Genomic DNA, 19,316 nt, shown 5'->3' with positions numbered 1-19,316 from the left:
TGTTAGCCAGATATTCTGCCCGGTATGTTCAAATTTCCTGAATGAGAACGTTATGGCTAAAGAGAGAGCGCTGACGCTTGAAGCATTGCGTGTGATGGACGCCATTGACCGCCGGGGCAGTTTTGCCGCAGCGGCTGATGAGTTGGGGCGGGTGCCCTCCGCGCTGAGTTACACCATGCAGAAGCTGGAAGAAGAGTTGGACGTTGTACTGTTCGATCGCTCCGGCCATCGTACAAAATTCACCAACGTCGGACGTATGCTGCTGGAACGCGGGCGGGTATTGCTGGAAGCGGCAGACAAGTTAACGACAGATGCTGAAGCGTTGGCCCGCGGTTGGGAAACGCATCTGACGCTGGTCACTGAAGCTCTGGTACCGACGCCTGCTTTTTTTCCGCTGATCGACCGGCTGGCCGCTAAAGCCAATACGCAGCTTTCATTGATTACCGAAGTACTGGCTGGCGCATGGGAGCGGCTTGAGCAGGGACGGGCGGATATCGTTATCGCCCCGGATATGCATTTTCGATCGTCGTCGGAAATTAACTCCCGTAAGTTGTATACGTTAATGAATGTGTATGTCGCCGCGCCTGACCACCCTATTCATCAGGAGCCGGAGCCGCTTTCGGAAGTGACGCGGGTTAAATACCGCGGCGTAGCGGTAGCGGATACCGCGCGCGAGCGGCCGGTATTAACGGTACAACTGCTGGATAAGCAGCCACGTCTGACGGTAAGCACGATTGAAGATAAACGTCAGGCGCTGCTGGCCGGGCTTGGCGTCGCGACTATGCCATATTCGATGGTGGAACAGGATATTGCCGAAGGGCGGCTACGCGTGGTCAGCCCGGAATCGACCAGCGAAATCGATATTATTATGGCCTGGCGGCGCGACAGTATGGGAGAGGCAAAAGCCTGGTGCCTGCGGGAAATACCTAAGCTATTCGCCGGAAAATAAATAGCGCGCGGCGCTTTAAAAGCGGCGCCGCGCCGCCATCAGGAAAAGCGTTTCGGATCGGGGCCGAAGCGGTTGTCGCCCGGCGTACCATTCTGGCAGTTGAACGCGATGATGATAAGCCAGCCGATAATGGGGATAAGTAGCAACAGTAGCCACCATGCGGAGCGGTCAGTGTCATGCAGACGACGGAACTGCACGGCCCACCACGGTAAAAAGATCAGAACGCCGTAAATGGTGGTCAGAACGCCTTCACCCCCGGCGCGTTGCCAGCCAAGCATGGCGTCCAGCAGGCCCAACACAAAGGTAAAGATGATATTGACCAGAATAAACATCCAGTACTCTTTGCGTCGCGCGCGGCCGCCAAATCCCAGATAATTTTTTAAAACCTTTAAATACCAATCCATTTTCGCCTCAATAATGGTTCAATCACTTGTTTTTAAAGTAATCAAACTAAGAATAGCCGCGAATGAAATGCTGGTAAATATTTGTGGTATTTATTAATAAGGCGTCCCGGAGGACGCCTGAAATTAGCCAAAGCGCACGTCGCGCCCGTGAGGTTCGAGCAGATCCTGCCACGGTCCGATAGAAATGATGCCCGTGGGGTTAATCGTTTTATGGCTACGGAAATAGTGGTGACAAATATGGTCAAGATTAACGGTTTCAGCAATGCCCGGTATTTGATAGATATCGCGCAGGAAACCGTACAGATTCAGGTAGTCGCTGATTCGGTATTTGTCGCATTTGAAATGAGTCACGTAAACCGGATCAAAGCGTACCAGGGTCGTCCATAAGCGGATATCCGCCTCGGTCAACTGATCGCCCGTCAGATAGCGGTGCTGTCCGAGAATCTGCTCCAGGCGCGCCAGCGCAGTAAATACCTTTTCTACCGCTTCATCATACGCTTGCTGGCTGGTGGCGAAGCCTGCTTTATAAACGCCGTTATTAACGTTGTCATAAATCCAGCCGTTTAACTCGTCAATTTTGCTTTGCAGCGCGGGGGGATAGTAATCCCCGGCTTTAGCGCCCAGCCCATCGAAGGCGGAGTTAAACATACGAATGATTTCGGCGGACTCGTTGCTGACGATAGTATGATTTTTTTTATCCCATAAGACCGGTACGGTGACGCGGCCGCTGTAGTGTGGATCGGCGTGCAGATACAACTGGTAGAGAAATTCATGCTGATAGAGGGTATCGCCAGTGGCCGCCGGAAAAGTATCATCAAACGTCCAGCCGTTTTCCAGCATCAATGGATTCACGACGGAAACCGGAATAAACGGCTCCAGACCTTTCAGTTTACGGAAAATGAGCGTGCGATGCGCCCAGGGGCAGGCAAGGGAAACGTACAGATGGTAACGATCTTTTTCTGCGGCGAATCCGCCTTCGCCGGAAGGTCCGGGCGTGCCGTCAGCGGTAAGCCAGTTGCGGAAAGCCGACGCTGAACGCTGAAATTTCCCCCCGGAAGATTTGGTGTCATACCAGGTGTCGTGCCAGACGCCATCGATCAGTTGTCCCATGTCTCTCTCCTTCAGATGACAAAAGCGAGGCGCTATTCCCTCACTTTTTTAATTGAGTATAGATTGCTTACCACTTTTTATTCAGCAGACGGTCAAGGCTGAACGCGCCAGGCCCGGTTAACGCCAGTAATAAGAATCCGCCGGCAATGGTCAGGTTTTTCATAAACATCAGCGAGTTTACACCTTCTGCAAAATTGCTATGGAAGATCAATGCCGTCAGCAACGTAAAACCAGCGGTAAAAAGCGCAGTGGTGCGGGTGAGGAACCCCAGCAGAATCGCCAGACCGCCGCCGAACTCAAGCAGTATGGTGAGCGGCAGCAGGAATCCTGGTACGCCCATCGCTTCCATATACTGCTGTGTGCCCGCATAGCCGCTAATTTTTCCCCATCCTGCGGTAATAAACAGAACTGGCATTAAAATACGCGCTATCAGTACACCAACATCTTCTAATTTTTTCATTTTATTCTCCAGGAGGCCGATTCGGCGGCTGCTGCTATTTTCATGAGCAATGGCGCGGTTTAGCGCGTCATTGTTATCGCTGGAGAGAATCATAAACGTGGCGTACAGGAATTGTTAGCAAGGAAAATTGCCAAATTTTTTCAAAAAATTTGAGTGATTGATAAAGAGACGATATGCATAAAAGTATCGCGCCACCAGGTGTAATCGGGCGATAACCTGATGGCGCGATGCTATAAAAGAAAAGATATTAACCGCGGAGCTGTTGTTGACGGAGGGTAGTTTTTACCAGGCGCCAGGCGCTCCAGATACCCAGGCCGCGTTTCGCCCAGCGTACCAACATATTAGGATGACGGATGGTCCAGATGGCCATTACGCTGCTACCGACCAGCGCCCAGGAGCGCAGGCTTAACACCGTATTCCAGCCGCGATCGTACGCGCCGGTGGTCTCCAGCCAGTCGCGACGGCTGGCGGACAGATCCAGCCGTTGCTGCTGGATCTGACTGAGAAGCAGCGCTTTACGTTTTTCGCGTTCGCCTTTGCTGCTCACGACTGATCGTCCTCCAGAATTTGCCGATCGTTAGCCAGTTCGTGCCGCGTATGGCGCAATAGCGTGGACTGACGCGCTTTGCGCAAAGTCCAGATGCCGCCGATTAGCGCAAGCACTAACAGCACAACTGTGGTAGCGATCATCGCGTTCAAACGGTACTGAGGATCGATAGCCCAGATGACCAGAACCATCAGGCTCATTAAGCCAAACGCCGCGAAGAGCATGGTAAGACCTACCATCAGCAAAAGCTGAAAGAGGTTCGCTTTCTCTTCTTCCAGTTCTACTACCGCCAGTCGCAGCCGGGTTTCCACCATCTCAACGATAATGGTGACAATCCGCTGCCCGATACCCAGTACGCTTTTGCCTGGTCCTTGTGCCTGTCGAGAGTCCGCCATAATTAACGACGCGTCAGCAGTACGCCCAACACCAGACCGACAGCGGCGCCAATGCCTACGCCTGTCCAGGGATTTTCGCGCACATAATCATCGGCACGGGCGGCGGCGACGCGAGTCTGTTTGGCAATCACATCACCCGTTTCGCCCAGGCGGTAACGGCTCTCTTTCAGCGCGCGCTCGGCTTTGCTACGAATCTTACTCAACTCTTCTTTCGACTTTTCGCCCGAAGAGCTCAGCACTTCTTCAAGCGTATCGGTCAGGGATTTCAACTCAGCGCGCAGATGTTCCGTAGTGTTATCTTTCGACATAGTTTTCTCCAGGTGAGTGAGTATTTACATTCGGCGTTAATTTAGTAGTCTCTGGCCTCAAGTTTTTTTAGCTCATCCTGAGCCTCGGCCAGCTTACGTTCACGTTTGTCTATTTTATCCGCATCGCCTTTTGCTTTTGCCTCGGCTAAATCACGTTGGCGTTCGGCTACCTCTTCTTTTTGCTCAGCGACCTTTTTCTGATGCTCGGCGCGCAGCTTGCTGTCAGTACAATTGGCGCGTACTTCGCTGAGCGCCTTGTTCAGACCCTCAATACGGCGCTGATTGTTGTGCTTTTCAGCGTAGCTAATTTCCTTTTGTATATCCTGCTCTTTTTCCTGACAAAGCGAATTAGCGTAGCTACCGGCGCTAAGTGTAAAAAGCGTGATAGCCAAAGCGATGCGGTATTTCATTCCTGAACTTTCCCTTATGTTCGGACCCGTTGTCCGGGGCGGTGATCCCGATAATAACGCGGTGGGTTAAACACCGCTTTATTAATCATAGTCATTAAACAATGAAATCACCAAAGTGAGTGATATGATTCGGATTCCTGGAGGTTAGCCAAAGCGGTGTGAGCTTTCCCGTAAGCGGGACAGCCACTGTACCGTTTCGTTGTCATCGTCCTGCTGAGCGACGACATAACCGTGTGGTAACGTTTGATCCAGTACCGTTTTTGCTGCGGCGCTTTGCGCAGGGGAATCGAAGGTAATGAGCAACATGTCATTTTTAGGCGTAATGCTTTTAAAATGAATGCCGTTCGCATCCAGATGATGCAGAACTGAGAAGCCGTCTGGCATACTGGCGCCCTGGTTAACCGCGCGAATGGCCAGCGTCGACTCTTGCTGACGCAGCGTTGACCACGTCATCATGAGTATGGTCAGCATCAGTAGAAAAGCGCTGATCCAAATAAGTTGTCGGGCAGTTATGCGTGGTTTAAGCATAAGTTATCCCCGGCTCCCATACTTCTTTTTCCACAGCATGACCAGTGAACCCGCCAGGCCAAAAAAGAGCAGCACCACGGGCAGCAGCATCAGGCATGACATTAACTGATCTTCATATTTCATAAAGACGGGCGTTTTGCCCAGCAGATAGCCCAGCGACGTCAGGATAAGCACCCACAACAAGCCGCTCATCCAGTTGAAGAACTGAAAGCGCGCGTTATTCAGGCCGGATATGCCGGCAATGGTGGGCAGCAGTGTTCTGACAAACGCGATAAAACGGCCTATCAATAATGCCGACAGACCGTGTTTATGGAAAAGGTGATGGGCGCGTTGATGATAATGTGCGGGGAGATGAGAGAGCCAGTTTTGCACGGTGCGGGTATTCCCCAGCCAGCGGCCCTGAATATAGCTGACCCAGCAACCCAGGCTGGCCGCGACGGTAAGCAGCAAAATGGTTTGTGGATAACCCATCGCGCCTTTGGCGATCAGCACGCCGACCAGGATCAACAGGCTGTCGCCAGGCAAAAAGGCGGCAGGGAGCAGCCCATTTTCCAGAAACAAAATCATAAATAACACAAAATATAACATGCCAATCATGGAAGGATTGGCCAGTGTTTCAAAGTCCTGAGCCCACAGGGCATTCAGCAATTGAGTCAGTAGTTCCATTCAGTATTCCTGGAGAATCGGTTAACGTCACGCCGGTGATCTGAGGTTTGCACTGCCGCAACAGAGTTGGAGTTTTTATCAGCGTTGCGGAAACGGCAAATTCGCGGCCTGAACTATTCCTTGTTAAGTTGTGAAGTAAGCAAGCACTAACACACAAAAATTCAAAATGCATCTAATTGTAACAAAGGTCAACGAAGTCCGTTATAGAAATTACGCGTCGTTGAGCTTTGATTTTGCTTATCGCAAGGGAGGGTGGCGAGAGGATTTACACAGGCTGACACTTTATACTTTACGCTGACCGAGCGCCGCGGCAGACGCCATCTACATATAACGTTACGCGAGGATGTTGCGTGTGGATATAAATTCGCTTTACGTCACAGCCTACGGATTGGGAGATTCAGATCTATCGTTACGCCGGATGGCATACGCCATCCGGCATCGATAATCACTTAGCTACGCAAGGCGTTATTCGCCAGACGTTCGTCCTCTGCCTGGCAGGCTGCCGCAGTGAACAGAACATCGGTAGATGAGTTCAGCGCCGTTTCACACGAATCCTGCAATACGCCGATAATAAAGCCGACCGCTACTACCTGCATCGCGATATCGTTCGGGATGCCAAACATGTTGCACGCCAGCGGGATCAGCAGCAATGAACCACCTGCCACGCCGGAGGCGCCGCAAGCACACAGCGAGGCCACCACGCTCAGCAGCAGCGCTGTAGGCAGATCCACCGGGACGCCTAACGTATGAACTGCCGCCAACGTCAGAACCGTAATGGTAATTGCCGCGCCGGCCATATTGATGGTGGCGCCCAGCGGAATGGAAACGGAGTAAGTATCCCTGTCCAGATTCAGCTTTTCGCACAGCGCCATATTCACTGGAATATTGGCGGCAGAGCTGCGGGTAAAGAAGGCATAAACGCCGCTTTCACGCAGGCAGGCGAACACCAGCGGATAAGGGTTGCGACGAATTTTCCAGAATACCAACAGCGGGTTGACCACCAGCGCGACCAGCAGCATACAGCCAATCAAGACGACCAGCAGGTGCGCATAGCCCCACAGGGTGGAGAAGCCGGTGGTTGCAAGCGTTGATGAAACCAGACCAAAAATACCGACTGGCGCGAAACGGATCACCAGTTTCACCATAAAGGTCACGGCGTTAGACATATCGTTCACGAGGTTTTTGGTGGTTTCATTGCCATGACGCAGGGCAAATCCCAGACCGACGGCCCATACCAGAATCCCGATATAGTTAGCGTTCAGCAGCGCGTCGATGGGGTTCGACACCATGCTCATCAGCAGACCGCGCAAGACTTCTACAATGCCGGACGGCGGCACGATATCCTGGGCGCTACTGGACAGATGCAGCGTTGAAGGGAAGGCGAAGCTGAACACAACGGCCGCCAGCGCGGCTGAAAAGGTGCCTAGCAGGTAAAGAAAGAGAATAGGGCGAATATTGGTTTTTTGACCGTGCTGGTGGTTGGCGATCGAGGCCATTACCAGCATCAGCACCAGAACGGGGGCGACCGCTTTCAAGGCGCCGACGAACAGGGTGCCAAGCAAGCCAACCGCTTCCGCCGCAGGCTTAGAAATCCATGCCAGTAAAATCCCCAGTACCAGACCCACTAAAATTTGTTTAACCAGACTGCCTTGCGCTAAACGCTGCAGTAGCCCTGATGCTCGTTGCGTAGCCATTTCATGTTCCTTGTATTGTGTTGCTGGTCATCCCCTGCACGCTCTTACGGCGCATCTTTCAGGATGTAACAAAGTGTTTGCCTGGTTGAGTATAAGGAAAGTTGAAGGTTCGGGAAGCGAAATATCCTGGATTTTTTGCTGTGATCATGTTTTATAACTTTACATTAACAGTATTGTGACATGTTAAACAAAAACGCCCGACAGGTGTGCGCTGCCGGGCGTTTTTGACGGGGCAGGTTTACCCCGATAAAAGATTATTGCGCTCGTAGTTTCTTATCGCGCTGATGGTTAACCCAGGCGTTAATCACCAGCGTAATGGTCAGAATGCCAAACACTACGCCCAGCGAAATCGCGATAGGAATATGGTAGAAGTCGACGATCAGCATCTTAATGCCGATAAAGACCAGAATGACCGCCAGACCATATTTCAGCATCGAGAAGCGTTCCGCCACGCCGGACAGCAGGAAGTACATCGCGCGCAGTCCTAAGATGGCAAACAGGTTAGAGGTCAGTACGATGAACGGGTCGGTGGTGACCGCAAAGATCGCCGGAATACTGTCAACGGCGAAGATCACATCGCTGAACTCAACCATAATCAGCACCAGCAGCAGCGGCGTGGCATACAGCAGGCCGTTTTTACGTACGAAAAAGTGCTCGTTCTCGATCGTATCGGTCATACGCAGATGCCCGCGCAGCCAACGCACCATCGGTTTTTCGCCAATGCCGGATTCGTCTTCCTTCGCCAGCGCCATTTTTACGCCGGTAAACAGCAGGAAGGCGCCGAACACATACAGCAGCCATTCGAACTGAGTGATAAGCCAGGTACCGGCGAAAATCATGATAGTACGCAACACGATCGCGCCAAGAACCCCATACACCAGCACCCGGCGTTGCAGAGCCGGAGGGACGGAGAAATAGCTAAACAGCATCAGCCAGACAAAGACGTTATCTACGGCCAGCGACTTCTCAATCAGATAGCCGGTAAGGAACGCCAATGCCTGCGGGTCAGCAACTTCGCGCCCTTGCGTTTCAGCCAGATACCACCAGAAAGCGGCGTTAAACAGTAGCGAGAGCGTTACCCACAGGATTGACCATCCTGCCGCTTGTTTCATCGACATCGCATGTGCGCCACGGCGTCCCTGCAACAACAGGTCGATGGATAGCATTATCACCACAACAACCGCGAATCCACCCCATAATAATGGCGTACCAACAGTATTCATTATTTCTCCCTATGCAAAAAAAAACGGCTAACGCCGAATGGCATTAGCCGTTGCTTTTATGCATAGACCTTGCCATTCGGCAAGGTCTCACTTACAACAATAAAGGAATACGCTGACGCATTCCTTTATGGCTGCCCGGTGACCGGATGTGGTTTTGCACACATCGTAATGACGATCGACCGGCAATGAAGTTACTCCCCTTTGCGCGTAACAAAGTATGACAGGCCACGCGTAGAGTCAATGGCCTGTAACATATGATTTACATAATTTTACGCAGTAAGGGGATGAGTCAGATCGTCCGCCGGGAAGATGACCCCGGTTTGACGGCGTATTTCTGTCAGCCATTTTGCCGTGGCGCGACTTAGCGACAACCCCGGATGTTCCACGGCATGGTTTTCAATAAGCTGGGCAAACGCCCCGGCTTCATACAGCATGGTATTAATATGCTGAGGCTGGGTCAGATCCTGCATCAGCGCGCCGCGCGGCGCAAAACACACTTTCTGGCATTCCGACAGCTTTTCAATGACCAGCGATCCCCTCTCGCCCTGAATTTCACTGGCCAGTACCGAGTCGCTGACTTTGGAATGCTGTAGCGTGACGCTAAAATCGCCGTAATCCATAACCACGACGCCGTGCGCATCTACTCCGCTTTCCAATAAATTCGCCGACGCCTGAACGCTGCGCGGCTCGCCCCATAGCGCGATCGCCGACGCCAGACAGTAATACCCGATATCCATAATCGAACCATTGGAGAAGGCCGGATTAAACGTATTCGGATTTTCACCGTTCAGATAGCGCTGATAACGTGAAGAGTACTGGCAGTAATTTAGGAATGCTTTATGCATTCTGCCGATTTTCGGCAACGATTCCCGCAGCAGCAGGAAATTGGGCAGGCAGGCGGTTTTAAAGGCTTCAAACAGTACCCGCTGATTATCGCGCGCGCAGGCGATAGCGGCATCAACCTCCGCCAGGTTAGAAGCCAGCGGCTTTTCGCACATGACATGTTTTTTATGCTGCAAAAAGCGCTGCGTCTGGGAGAAATGCAGGGAATTCGGGCTGGCGATATAAACCGCCTCAATCGCGTCGCTTTGCGCCATCGCTTCCAGCGAGGTAAACAGATGCTCGACGGGATAATCATTTGCGAAAGACTGCGCCTGTTCAAGACTACGGGAGTAAACGGCGGCGAGCCTGAATTTGCCGGTTTCATGGGCGGCGTCGACAAACTGGCGCGTGATCCAGTTAGTCCCAATTACAGCGAAACGTATCATAAACGTCAGCGGACTCCAGAAAGGGATTTTTCGTCAATGTAGCACGCCTTTCCGCCCTTGCCAGTGCGCTGCGACGCACTCTGGCATTTTACTGGCGAGAAGGGCACCCGTGTGCGCTATCAGCCCCAATAGTGACGCCAGCGCCCAGATATTTAGGCTGACGGTGCAAAATTTTGGCATCCAGCACCGCGCTAACCCGCGCCAGCTTTTCCCGAAGTCGTGTGTAGGTTCCGTGCCTTTTATTCAGATCCGGCGCGTTAACGCCGATAGCGTCAATGCCATATTGTTGCGCTAGCCAGATCGCCCGTTGATTATGAAATGCTTGCGAGATAATCGTAATGCGGCTTTCGCCAAACACTTTCCGGGCGCGAACCACGGAGTCCAGCGTGGAGAATCCGGCATAATCACAAAAAATGGCCGCTTCCGGCACACCTTTCGCTATCAGCGCCTGCTGTATCGCCGAAGGTTCATCGTACTCTTTTTTGCCATTATCGCCGCTGACTAACAGCCACTTCACTTTACCGGCGTGATACAACGCGGCGGCAGTATTAATCCGCCGGGTAAAATACCGATTGCCGGGTTTAGCGCCTAACACCAGCCCGACGTTGCGGGCGGGAACGGTCTGAATGTCATTCCATGTCAGATGCTGTGAGGCGTTGACGATAAGCCAGTTAGAATAGAAAAGCGCGACGCCTGCCGCGACAAGCAGAAAACACGCCACTGTTAACGCCCGGCGTGTAAAACAGAGGCGGCGGATAAAACGGGCACATTGTGGGAGCATGGTCGTTGCGCGGTTCCGTTGGCGGTGGATAAAAAATACCCTCTACAGATCGTCATCCTTGACGTGGCGGCAGGCAATGAGCGAAATGTGAACGCGCCGATTTTATGCCCACGCCGTTAAAAAGATACGGGGGAAGGGGCATTTTCAGAATTTATTGTGCCGACAGCGCCTGATGCGTCAGCCACAGTCGCGTATCAAACTCCAGTTGATGGTACTGCGGTTCCATATGGCAGCAGAGCTGATAAAACGCTTTGTTATGATCTTTCTCTTTCAGGTGCGCCAGCTCGTGAACCACAATCATCCGTAAGAATGGCTCCGGGGCGTTGCGAAACACGGTGGCGACGCGGATCTCCGCCTTTGCCTTGAGCTTGCCGCCCTGAACGCGCGAGACAGCGGTATGCAGTCCCAGCGCATTTTTCAGCACATGGATCTTGCTGTCATACATCACTTTATTAATGGGCGGCGCATTGCGCAGAAACTGACTTTTCAGTTCCTGAGTATAGTGATATAGCGCTTTGTCAGTGGCGTAATCATGCGCGCCGGGATAACGTTTTTCCAGCACTGCTCCCAGGCGCTGCTCGGCGATTAAGGTGCGCACCTGGGCAAGGAGATGTTCCGGATACCCCTGAAGGTAAGTTAGTGAGGTCATCAAAGCTCCATGTTGCTGATAAAAAGTGTATACTCACGCACCCTTTTCAGGGATAACGCCGCAATTTTACCATTCAGGAGGCCTAATGAGCCACGTAGACGACGGTTTCCGTTCACTGACGCTGAAACGTTTTCCGCAAACGGATGATGTTAACCCGCTTCTGGCGTGGGAGGCGGCCGATGAGTATCTGCTGCAACAGTTGGATGAGACGGAAATTCGCGGCCCGGTGCTGATCCTGAATGATACGTTTGGCGCGCTAAGCTGTGCTCTGGCGGAGCATTCGCCATACAGTATTGGCGATTCATATTTAAGCGAACTGGGTACGCGAGAGAATTTACGCCATAACGGCATCGCGGAGTCCAGCGTAACGTTTCTCGACAGTACCGCTGACTACCCGCAGGCACCGGGCGTGGTATTGATTAAAGTACCGAAAACACTGGCATTGCTGGAACAGCAGTTACGCGCTTTGCGTAAGGTCGTTACGGCGCAAACGCGTATTATCGCCGGCGCGAAAGCGCGTGATATTCATACCTCTACGCTGGAACTGTTTGAAAAAGTGCTGGGCCCAACCACGACGACGCTGGCGTGGAAGAAAGCGCGCCTGATTAACTGTACCTTCAGTCATCCGCAACTGGCCGACGCGCCGCAAACGCTAAGCTGGAAACTGGAAGATACAGGCTGGACGATTCACAACCACGCGAATGTGTTTTCTCGTACCGGATTGGATATCGGCGCGCGCTTCTTTATGCAGCATTTGCCGGAAAACCTCGACGGGGAGATTGTCGATCTCGGCTGCGGCAATGGGGTGATTGGCCTGAGCTTACTGGCGAAAAATCCGCAGGCGAACGTGGTATTTGTCGATGAATCGCCGATGGCGGTAGATTCCAGCCGTTTGAATGTAGAAACGAACCTGCCGGAAGCGTTCGAACGCTGCGAATTTATGATCAACAACGCGCTCTCCGGCGTGGAGCCGTTCCGTTTTAACGCTGTGTTCTGCAACCCGCCGTTCCACCAGAAACATGCGCTGACGGATAATATCGCCTGGGAGATGTTCCATCATGCCCGCCGCTGCCTGAAAATCAACGGCGAACTGTATATTGTGGCGAACCGCCATCTGGACTATTTCCACAAGCTGAAGAAGATTTTCGGTAATTGCGCGACGATAGCAACCAACAATAAGTTTGTTATTTTGAAAGCGGTGAAGCAGGGACGCCGTCGATAAGGCGCTCAAGCGTCATACCGGCCTATAAAACCGGTATGACGACGTAAGCCCGATAAGCGCAGCGCCATCAGGTAAAGTCGTTAAATCTCCAGCGCCAGTCGGGTGCCCTGGGCAATCGCCCGTCGGGCATCCAGCTCCATCGCGACATCGCATCCGCCGATAAGATGTACCGTTTTACCTGCGGCGCGTAACGGGTCCGCCAGCTCGCGGCGAGGTTCCTGTCCGGCGCAGATCACCACATGATCCACTTCCAGCAACTGCGGTTCGCCGCCGATCAAGAGATGTAATCCGTCGTCGTCGATCTTCTGGTAACTGACTGCCGGGATCATCTTCACGCCGCGCGCCAGTAACGTCGCGCGATGGATCCAGCCGGTGGTTTTACCTAATCCTTCGCCCGGCTTGCTGGCTTTGCGTTGCAGCATGACGATTTGCCGTGGACTACGTGCCAGGCGTGGGCCTTCCGGGCGCAGACCGCCTGCCTGTTGCAGGCTGGTATCAATTCCCCATTCCGTACAAAATTCAGCAATATTTTGGCTGGTGGATTCGCCGTGCTGGCTCAGATACATGGCCGTGTCAAAACCGATCCCGCCGCAGCCGATGATCGCCACTCGTTTACCAACCGGCGCCTTATCGCGCAATACCTCCAGGTAGGTCAATGCCTTTGGATGATCAATACCGTCTATCGGCGGGCGGCGCGGTACTATTCCACAGGCGAGGATCGCTTCGTCAAACGGCTGAAGATCCTCTGCGTTCACCCGTTGGTTCAGTTTCAGCGTAACGCCAGTAACATCGATCATTCGACGGTAGTAGCGCAGCGTTTCGTAAAACTCCTCTTTACCCGGGATCTGCCTGGCGATAGTAAACTGGCCGCCAATTTCACTCTGGGCGTCAAACAGCGTGACATGATGGCCGCGCGACGCGGCGTTAATCGCGAAAGCCAGCCCCGCCGGGCCTGCGCCGACAACGGCCAGATTCTTTTTGCGTATGGCCGGCGTTATCGGCATGTGGGTTTCGTGACAGGCGCGTGGGTTCACCAGACAGGAGGTCACTTTGCCGATGAAGATCCGATCCAGACAGGCCTGATTACAGCCGATACAGGTGTTGATCTCATCTGCGCGTCCGGATTGCGCTTTAGTCAGGAATTCGGCATCGGCAAGGAAGGGACGCGCCATCGACACCATATCGGCATCGCCGCGCGTCAGGATCGTCTCGGCGACCTGCGGATCGTTAATGCGATTGGTCGCGATCAGCGGAACCGACACATGACCTTTGAGTTTCCGCGTCACCCAGCTAAAGGCGCCACGCGGTACTGGCGTGGCGATGGTCGGGATTCGCGCCTCATGCCAGCCAATGCCGGTATTAATTAGGCTTGCGCCTGCGGCTTCAATGGCTTGCGCCAGTTGTACCGTTTCGTCGAACGTGCCGCCATTTTCCACCAGATCGAGCATCGACAGGCGATAGATAATAATAAAGTCGTTCCCTACCCGCTGGCGTACCGCGCGTACTACCTCAACCGCGAAGCGCATACGGCTGGCATAGTCGCCGCCCCATTCGTCATCGCGATGGTTAGTTCGCCGCGTGAGAAATTCATTAATCAGATAGCCCTCTGATCCCATCACCTCTACGCCGTCGTAGCCTGCTTCCCGCGCCAGTTGCGCGCAATGCGCGAAGTCGTCGATTAACTGCAAGATTTCATCATGCGTCAGTTCATGCGGCATAAAGCGGTTGATTGGCGCCTGAATTGCCGACGGCGCGACCAGGTGCGGCTGATAGCTGTAACGCCCGGTGTGCAGAATTTGCAGCGCGATTTTACCGCCTTCCGCATGTACGGCATCGGTCACCACGCGGTGAGGCGTTAATTGGCTGGCGTCGTTCAGCATCGCGCCGCCGGTCATCACGACCCCGGAGGGAACGGGCGCAATACCGCCGGTGACGATTAACGCTACGCCGTGTCGCGCGCGCTCGGCATAAAATGCCGCCAGGCGCTCGGCGCCATCAGGATGTTCTTCCAGACCCGTGTGCATCGATCCCATCAGCACGCGGTTTCTGAGAGTAGTAAAGCCCAGATCGAGCGGGGCGAACAGCGACGGGTAGCTCATAAGCGTATCCAGTATGTAAAATTATTGTTATGTGGTCGGATGAGTTACTACTGTAGCCGTCGCGAGGTAAAAGGGAAAAGGGGAATGTGGTGATTGTGATGGGATTCAAAAAAGAGGCCGCGACCCGGGGAAAACAGGCCGGATAAGCACAGCGCCATCCGGCATCGTTTTTAAACCTCTTCAACGCTCACCTGCATCGCCGCCAGCGCATTACGCGCTGATTTCAATACCTGTTCGCACAGTTCAATGGTTAGCGTGAGCGGTGGCTCAATACGAATTGTTTTCGCATTATTCAGCGTACCAGCGACCAGCACGCGTTGACGGAACATCTCACTGGCAAAACGGTAGCCCGTTTCGTTATCGACAAATTCAATGGCCATCAACATACCTTTGCCGCGCGCATCGTGTACCAGATTGGGATATTCACGCGCAAGTTGTCGAAAACCATCCAGGAGCGTATCGCCTTTTTGTTCCGCCTGGGCCGGGAGATTTTGCTCCAGCAGGACGTTAATGGTCGCCAGCGCGGCAGCACAAGCCAGCGGATTACCGCCAAAAGTGGTGGTATGCAGGAAGGGATTGTCGAACAGAACCGAAAACACCTCCTCAGTCGCGATGGTGGCGCCAATTGGCATCACGCCGCCGCCCAGGGCTTTCGCCAGACACAGAATATCAGGCTGCACATTTTCGTGCTCGCAGGCAAACATCTTGCCGGTACGCCCCATGCCGGTTTGTACTTCATCCAGAATCATCAGCGCGCCGAATTCGTCACAGAGCTTACGTACCTCTGTCAGGTATCCCTGCGGCGGCAGGATCACGCCGCCTTCACCCTGAATAGGCTCCAGAATCACGGCTGCTATCTCGTCGCCCGTTTTTTTGCCTTCGCTAAATGCCATGCTCATCGCGTCAATATTGCCAAACGGCACATGGCGGAAGCCCGGCAGTAAAGGCATAAAGGGTCTGCGGAAGGTGGATTTGGCCGTGGCGGAGAGCGCGCCCAATGATTTGCCATGAAATGCGCCGCTGGTGGCGATAAAGGTAAACTTGCCGCGCGGCGACTGATACGCTTTTGCCAGTTTTAGCGCCGCTTCGACGGATTCGGTGCCGCTGTTACAGAAAAAGCTGTACTTGAGTTTCCCCGGTGTCAGCGCCGCCAGCGTTTTTGCCAGCATCGCCCGCAAGGGATCAAGTAACTCCTGGCTGTGGAGAGGTTGTTTTGCGAGTTGATTCTGGACGGCGGATACCACAACAGGATTACGGTGCCCCACGTTAAAGATGCCAAACCCCCCAAGACAGTCGATAAACTCCTGCCCCTGGGTGTCGACAAGCGTATTCAAACTGCCCGCTTGCCACTCTACGGCTCCGTAATCCCCGCCGGCGGTAACAGATTTCCGGTATTCCAGAAATCCTGGATTTACATGCTCTTTAAAGTAGTCAATGACCTCTCGGTTTAGTGCTTTCATTTCCTCATGGTTTAGCGTTCGCTTCTCGATGAGATTCAGTGCGTGCGCGCTACAGGCCAAAGCCGATGCGCTGGAAGGTAACCTGTTCAAAATGAGCTCCAGAGGGCCGTGTATCACATGATACTGAATTAAGTATTGCAGGGATTAGCGGGGGTCTAAGCCCATAGTGAAAATCGGGATAAACACCAGGAATAATCACATTTACACAACATTTAATATCATGTGTTAACAATTGGATGCATTTTGAGCAGATCTTGTTTTACGGTTTACGGTGTGTTGCGTTAGCGGTGGCGTGAGAAAAAGGTGAGCCAGGGCAGATTTTAAAGAAAAAGGTTGTCCACGCTAAACAATTTCATAATGAAAACAAGGCGCAGGATGAGGTGAAAATCGTACAAATATTAAGGATTAATCGCAAATTGCGATCCAGAGCAATTTTAACAACTAAAGATAAATAGATTAGCGCCGAAATAACATCTGAGCGAAAAATTAACATCCAGATAACCTGCACAGGACGCTATCATGTCTTCTCATCCCTACGTCAGCCAGCTAAATACCCCGCTGGATGATGATACCACTCTGATGTCTACGACCGACCTGGAAAGCTATATCACTCACGCCAATGACACTTTTGTCCAGGTGAGCGGCTATCAGTTAAACGAGTTACTGGCGCAGCCACATAATCTGGTGCGTCATCCGGATATGCCGAAAGCTGCCTTCGCAGATATGTGGTACACCCTAAAACAGGGCGAACCGTGGAGCGGCATTGTGAAAAACCGGCGTAAAAACGGCGACCATTATTGGGTGCGGGCCAACGCGGTACCGATGATACGTGAAGGGCGTGTGACGGGATATATGTCGATCCGTACCCGCGCCACGGATGATGAGATTGCCGCCGTCGAGCCTTTATATCAGGCGCTAAATGAAGGGCGGTGTAGTAAACGTATTCATAAAGGCCTGGTGGTTCGTCAGGGCTTGCTGGGCAAACTGCCCGCTATGCCTGTTCGCTGGCGAGTGCGTAGTATTATGGGGCTAATGGCCGTAATGCTGGCGTTGGCGCTGTTCGGTACGGATGCCTCATGGCAGGCGTTGTTGTTGGGCGCGTTGGCGATGCTGGCAGGTACGGCGCTATTTGAATGGCAAATTGTGCGTCCCATTGAAAATGTGGCGACGCAGGCGCTGAAAGTGGCGACCGGCGAACGCAACAGCGTACAACATCTTAATCGTAGCGATGAGTTGGGGCTGACGCTGAGGGCCGTGGGGCAGCTTGGCTTGATGTGCCGCTGGCTGATCAATGACGTATCAAGTCAGGTTTCCAGCGTCAGAAACGGCAGTGAAAGGCTGGCGAAGGGTAACAATGATCTGAACGAACACACCCGTCAGACCGTGGAGAATGTTCAGGAAACGGTAACGACCATGAACCAGATGGCGGAGTCCGTGAAGCTCAATTCCGAGACGGCTTCCGCTGCGGATAAGCTTTCCATGGCGGCCAGTAGCGCGGCGACTCAGGGAGGTGAGGCGATGGATACGGTGATTAAAACGATGGATGATATCGCTCACAGTACGCAACGTATCGGGACGATCACCACGCTAATTAACGATATCGCTTTTCAGACGAATATCCTGGCGCTGAATGCGGCGGTAGAAGCGGCGAGAGCGGGCGAGCAGGGGAAAGGGTTTGCCGTGGTTGCTGGCGAGGTACGCCATCTTGCCAGCCGCAGCGCTAACGCGGCGAACGATATTCGTAAATTAATTGATGCCAGCGCAACAAAGGTGCAGTCAGGCTCCGAGCAGGTTCACGCCGCAGGCCGTACCATGGATGACATTGTAGCCCAGGTGCAAAATGTCACCCTGCTTATCGCACGGATCAGTCAGTCGACGCAGGAACAGACAGATGGGCTTTCCAGTCTGACTCGCGCCGTGGACGAGTTGAACCGCATAACCCAGAAAAATGCGGCGCTGGTGGAAGAGAGCGCACAAGTCTCCGCGATGGTAAAACACCGTGCCAGCCGGCTGGAGGATGCGGTCACGGTACTGCATTAAGTTTACTTGTAGGTGGCAACAGTGATGACGTCCGCCCGGTAGCAACAAGCTTACCGGGCGGATGCGCTCTGATAGAAGGCGGTGCCTGCCATCATAGAGAGTATCATTGGCCTGTGATGTTAAAAATAATGTGATATTTATTCCTTCTCCCTTGCCTACCTATTAATAGGTATAAACTCAGTTAATAAATAAGAAATGGTTAACCTTTTAGCGTATTTCTTTCATTATTAGTGCCAATTTATGTCACTTTTGGTTCATCTTTCTGTGAACAATAAATATTACTGGCACTGTTGCAAAGTTAGCGATGAGGCAGCCTTTTGTCTTATTCAAAGGCCTTACATTTCAAAAACTCTGCTTACCAGGCGCATTTCGCCCAGGGGATCACCATAATAAAATGCTGAGGCCTGGCCTTTGCGTAGTGCACGCATCACCTCAATACCTTTGATGGTGGCGTAAGCCGTCTTCATGGATTTAAATCCCAGCGTGGCGTTGATTATCCGTTTCAGTTTGCCATGATCGCATTCAATCACGTTGTTCCGGTACTTAATCTGTCGGTGTTCAACGTCAGACGGGCACCGGCCTTCGCGTTTGAGCAGAGCAAGCGCGCGACCATAGGCGGGCGCTTTATCCGTGTTGATGAATCGTGGGATCTGCCACTTCTTCACGTTGTTGAGGATTTTACCCAGAAACCGGTATGCAGCTTTGCTGTTACGACGGGAGGAGAGATAAAAATCGACAGTGCGGCCCCGGCTGTCGACGGCCCGGTACAGATACGCCCAGCGGCCATTGACCTTCACGTAGGTTTCATCCATGTGCCACGGGCAAAGATCGGAAGGGTTACGCCAGTACCAGCGCAGCCGTTTTTCCATTTCAGGCGCATAACGCTGAACCCAGCGGTAAATCGTGGAGTGATCGACATTCACTCCGCGTTCAGCCAGCATCTCCTGCAGCTCACGGTAACTGATGCCGTATTTGCAGTACCAGCGTACGGCCCACAGAATGATGTCACGCTGAAAATGCCGGCCTTTGAATGGGTTCATGTGCAGCTCCATCAGCAAAAGGGGATGATAAGTTTATCACCACCGACTATTTGCAACAGTGCC

Annotated in this window: 20 protein-coding genes; 3 read left to right on the top strand and 17 right to left on the bottom strand. The window is 52.9% G+C overall.

Annotated features, from left to right (window positions below):
* The first annotated feature begins 52 nt into the window (after positions 1–52).
* The gene (yhaJ, locus tag ABVN44_RS22985) at positions 53–949 is read left to right on the top strand and encodes a DNA-binding transcriptional regulator YhaJ (RefSeq protein ID WP_001041026.1); all 897 of its coding nucleotides are present in this window, start codon (positions 53–55) and stop codon (positions 947–949) included.
* A gap of 38 nt (positions 950–987) precedes the next feature.
* Here yhaJ and ABVN44_RS22980 read toward each other — a convergent pair whose 3' ends face one another.
* From ABVN44_RS22980 to ABVN44_RS22915, 14 genes are all read right to left on the bottom strand, one after another.
* Complete coding sequence (locus tag ABVN44_RS22980; protein ID WP_000384139.1) at positions 988–1,353, bottom strand: DUF805 domain-containing protein; 366 nt, start codon at positions 1,351–1,353, stop codon at positions 988–990.
* Positions 1,354–1,476: 123 nt separating this feature from the next.
* A complete protein-coding gene (locus ABVN44_RS22975; RefSeq protein ID WP_023232315.1) occupies positions 1,477–2,463 on the bottom strand; it encodes a glutathione S-transferase family protein in 987 nt (328 codons plus the stop codon).
* 67 nt (positions 2,464–2,530) lie between these two features.
* Entirely contained in the window at positions 2,531–2,923 is a 393-nt protein-coding gene (locus ABVN44_RS22970) for a DoxX family protein (protein ID WP_001592732.1), read from the bottom strand.
* 247 nt (positions 2,924–3,170) lie between these two features.
* Positions 3,171–3,470, bottom strand: a complete 300-nt coding sequence (locus ABVN44_RS22965; RefSeq protein ID WP_000095496.1) for a YqjK-like family protein — start codon at positions 3,468–3,470, stop codon at positions 3,171–3,173.
* A complete protein-coding gene (locus tag ABVN44_RS22960; protein WP_000785626.1) occupies positions 3,467–3,865 on the bottom strand; it encodes a phage holin family protein in 399 nt (132 codons plus the stop codon). Before ABVN44_RS22960 ends, ABVN44_RS22965 begins: the two co-directional genes overlap by 4 nt.
* 2 nt (positions 3,866–3,867) lie before the next feature.
* Entirely contained in the window at positions 3,868–4,173 is a 306-nt protein-coding gene (locus ABVN44_RS22955) for a YqjD family protein (RefSeq protein WP_000031219.1), read from the bottom strand.
* Between the two features lie 41 nt (positions 4,174–4,214).
* Positions 4,215–4,583 (bottom strand): DUF1090 domain-containing protein, encoded by a 369-nt coding sequence (locus tag ABVN44_RS22950; RefSeq protein WP_000877300.1) that lies wholly within the window; start codon positions 4,581–4,583, stop codon positions 4,215–4,217.
* Between the two features lie 144 nt (positions 4,584–4,727).
* The gene (gene mzrA, locus ABVN44_RS22945; RefSeq protein WP_000917516.1) at positions 4,728–5,111 is read right to left on the bottom strand and encodes an EnvZ/OmpR regulon moderator MzrA; all 384 of its coding nucleotides are present in this window, start codon (positions 5,109–5,111) and stop codon (positions 4,728–4,730) included.
* Between the two features lie 3 nt (positions 5,112–5,114).
* Positions 5,115–5,777, bottom strand: a complete 663-nt coding sequence (gene yqjA / locus ABVN44_RS22940) for a DedA family general envelope maintenance protein YqjA (RefSeq protein WP_000422143.1) — start codon at positions 5,775–5,777, stop codon at positions 5,115–5,117.
* Between the two features lie 449 nt (positions 5,778–6,226).
* A complete protein-coding gene (gene sstT, locus ABVN44_RS22935; RefSeq protein ID WP_000235363.1) occupies positions 6,227–7,471 on the bottom strand; it encodes a serine/threonine transporter SstT in 1,245 nt (414 codons plus the stop codon).
* 254 nt (positions 7,472–7,725) lie between these two features.
* Entirely contained in the window at positions 7,726–8,694 is a 969-nt protein-coding gene (locus ABVN44_RS22930; RefSeq protein WP_001098833.1) for a TerC family protein, read from the bottom strand.
* 269 nt (positions 8,695–8,963) lie between these two features.
* The gene (locus ABVN44_RS22925; protein ID WP_000617682.1) at positions 8,964–9,962 is read right to left on the bottom strand and encodes a Gfo/Idh/MocA family protein; all 999 of its coding nucleotides are present in this window, start codon (positions 9,960–9,962) and stop codon (positions 8,964–8,966) included.
* 88 nt (positions 9,963–10,050) lie between these two features.
* Positions 10,051–10,743: a vancomycin high temperature exclusion protein gene (locus tag ABVN44_RS22920; RefSeq protein WP_023232314.1), complete on the bottom strand. Its 693-nt coding sequence runs from the start codon at positions 10,741–10,743 to the stop codon at positions 10,051–10,053.
* Between the two features lie 151 nt (positions 10,744–10,894).
* Positions 10,895–11,392: a M48 family metallopeptidase gene (locus tag ABVN44_RS22915; protein ID WP_000202969.1), complete on the bottom strand. Its 498-nt coding sequence runs from the start codon at positions 11,390–11,392 to the stop codon at positions 10,895–10,897.
* Positions 11,393–11,477: 85 nt separating this feature from the next.
* Here ABVN44_RS22915 and rlmG point away from each other — a divergent pair, with 85 nt between their 5' ends.
* Positions 11,478–12,614, top strand: a complete 1,137-nt coding sequence (rlmG, locus tag ABVN44_RS22910) for a 23S rRNA (guanine(1835)-N(2))-methyltransferase RlmG (RefSeq protein WP_000019989.1) — start codon at positions 11,478–11,480, stop codon at positions 12,612–12,614.
* An 80-nt stretch (positions 12,615–12,694) separates the two neighbouring features.
* Here the strand turns inward: rlmG and ABVN44_RS22905 are convergent, their stop codons facing one another.
* Both ABVN44_RS22905 and ygjG read right to left on the bottom strand, forming a co-directional pair.
* Complete coding sequence (locus tag ABVN44_RS22905) at positions 12,695–14,713, bottom strand: NADPH-dependent 2,4-dienoyl-CoA reductase (RefSeq protein WP_023232313.1); 2,019 nt, start codon at positions 14,711–14,713, stop codon at positions 12,695–12,697.
* Between the two features lie 170 nt (positions 14,714–14,883).
* Positions 14,884–16,263 carry a putrescine aminotransferase gene (gene ygjG, locus ABVN44_RS22900; RefSeq protein WP_001520281.1) on the bottom strand — a complete coding sequence of 460 codons (1,380 nt, stop codon included), beginning with the start codon at positions 16,261–16,263 and terminating at the stop codon, positions 14,884–14,886.
* Between the two features lie 429 nt (positions 16,264–16,692).
* On the opposite strand from ygjG, the gene ABVN44_RS22895 reads away from it, so the two are divergent.
* On the top strand, positions 16,693–18,213 hold the full coding sequence (locus tag ABVN44_RS22895; protein ID WP_000094645.1) for a PAS domain-containing methyl-accepting chemotaxis protein: 1,521 nt from the start codon (positions 16,693–16,695) through the stop codon (positions 18,211–18,213).
* Between the two features lie 335 nt (positions 18,214–18,548).
* Here ABVN44_RS22895 and ABVN44_RS22890 read toward each other — a convergent pair whose 3' ends face one another.
* Positions 18,549–19,253 carry an IS6-like element IS26 family transposase gene (locus tag ABVN44_RS22890; RefSeq protein ID WP_001067858.1) on the bottom strand — a complete coding sequence of 235 codons (705 nt, stop codon included), beginning with the start codon at positions 19,251–19,253 and terminating at the stop codon, positions 18,549–18,551.
* Positions 19,254–19,316: the final 63 nt, after the last annotated feature.

The sequence above is a fragment of the Salmonella sp. SJTUF15570 genome, from assembly GCF_043357055.1.
In the GTDB taxonomy this organism is placed as follows: domain Bacteria; phylum Pseudomonadota; class Gammaproteobacteria; order Enterobacterales; family Enterobacteriaceae; genus Salmonella; species Salmonella enterica.
This window is presented reverse-complemented; position numbering and strand designations above follow the sequence as displayed.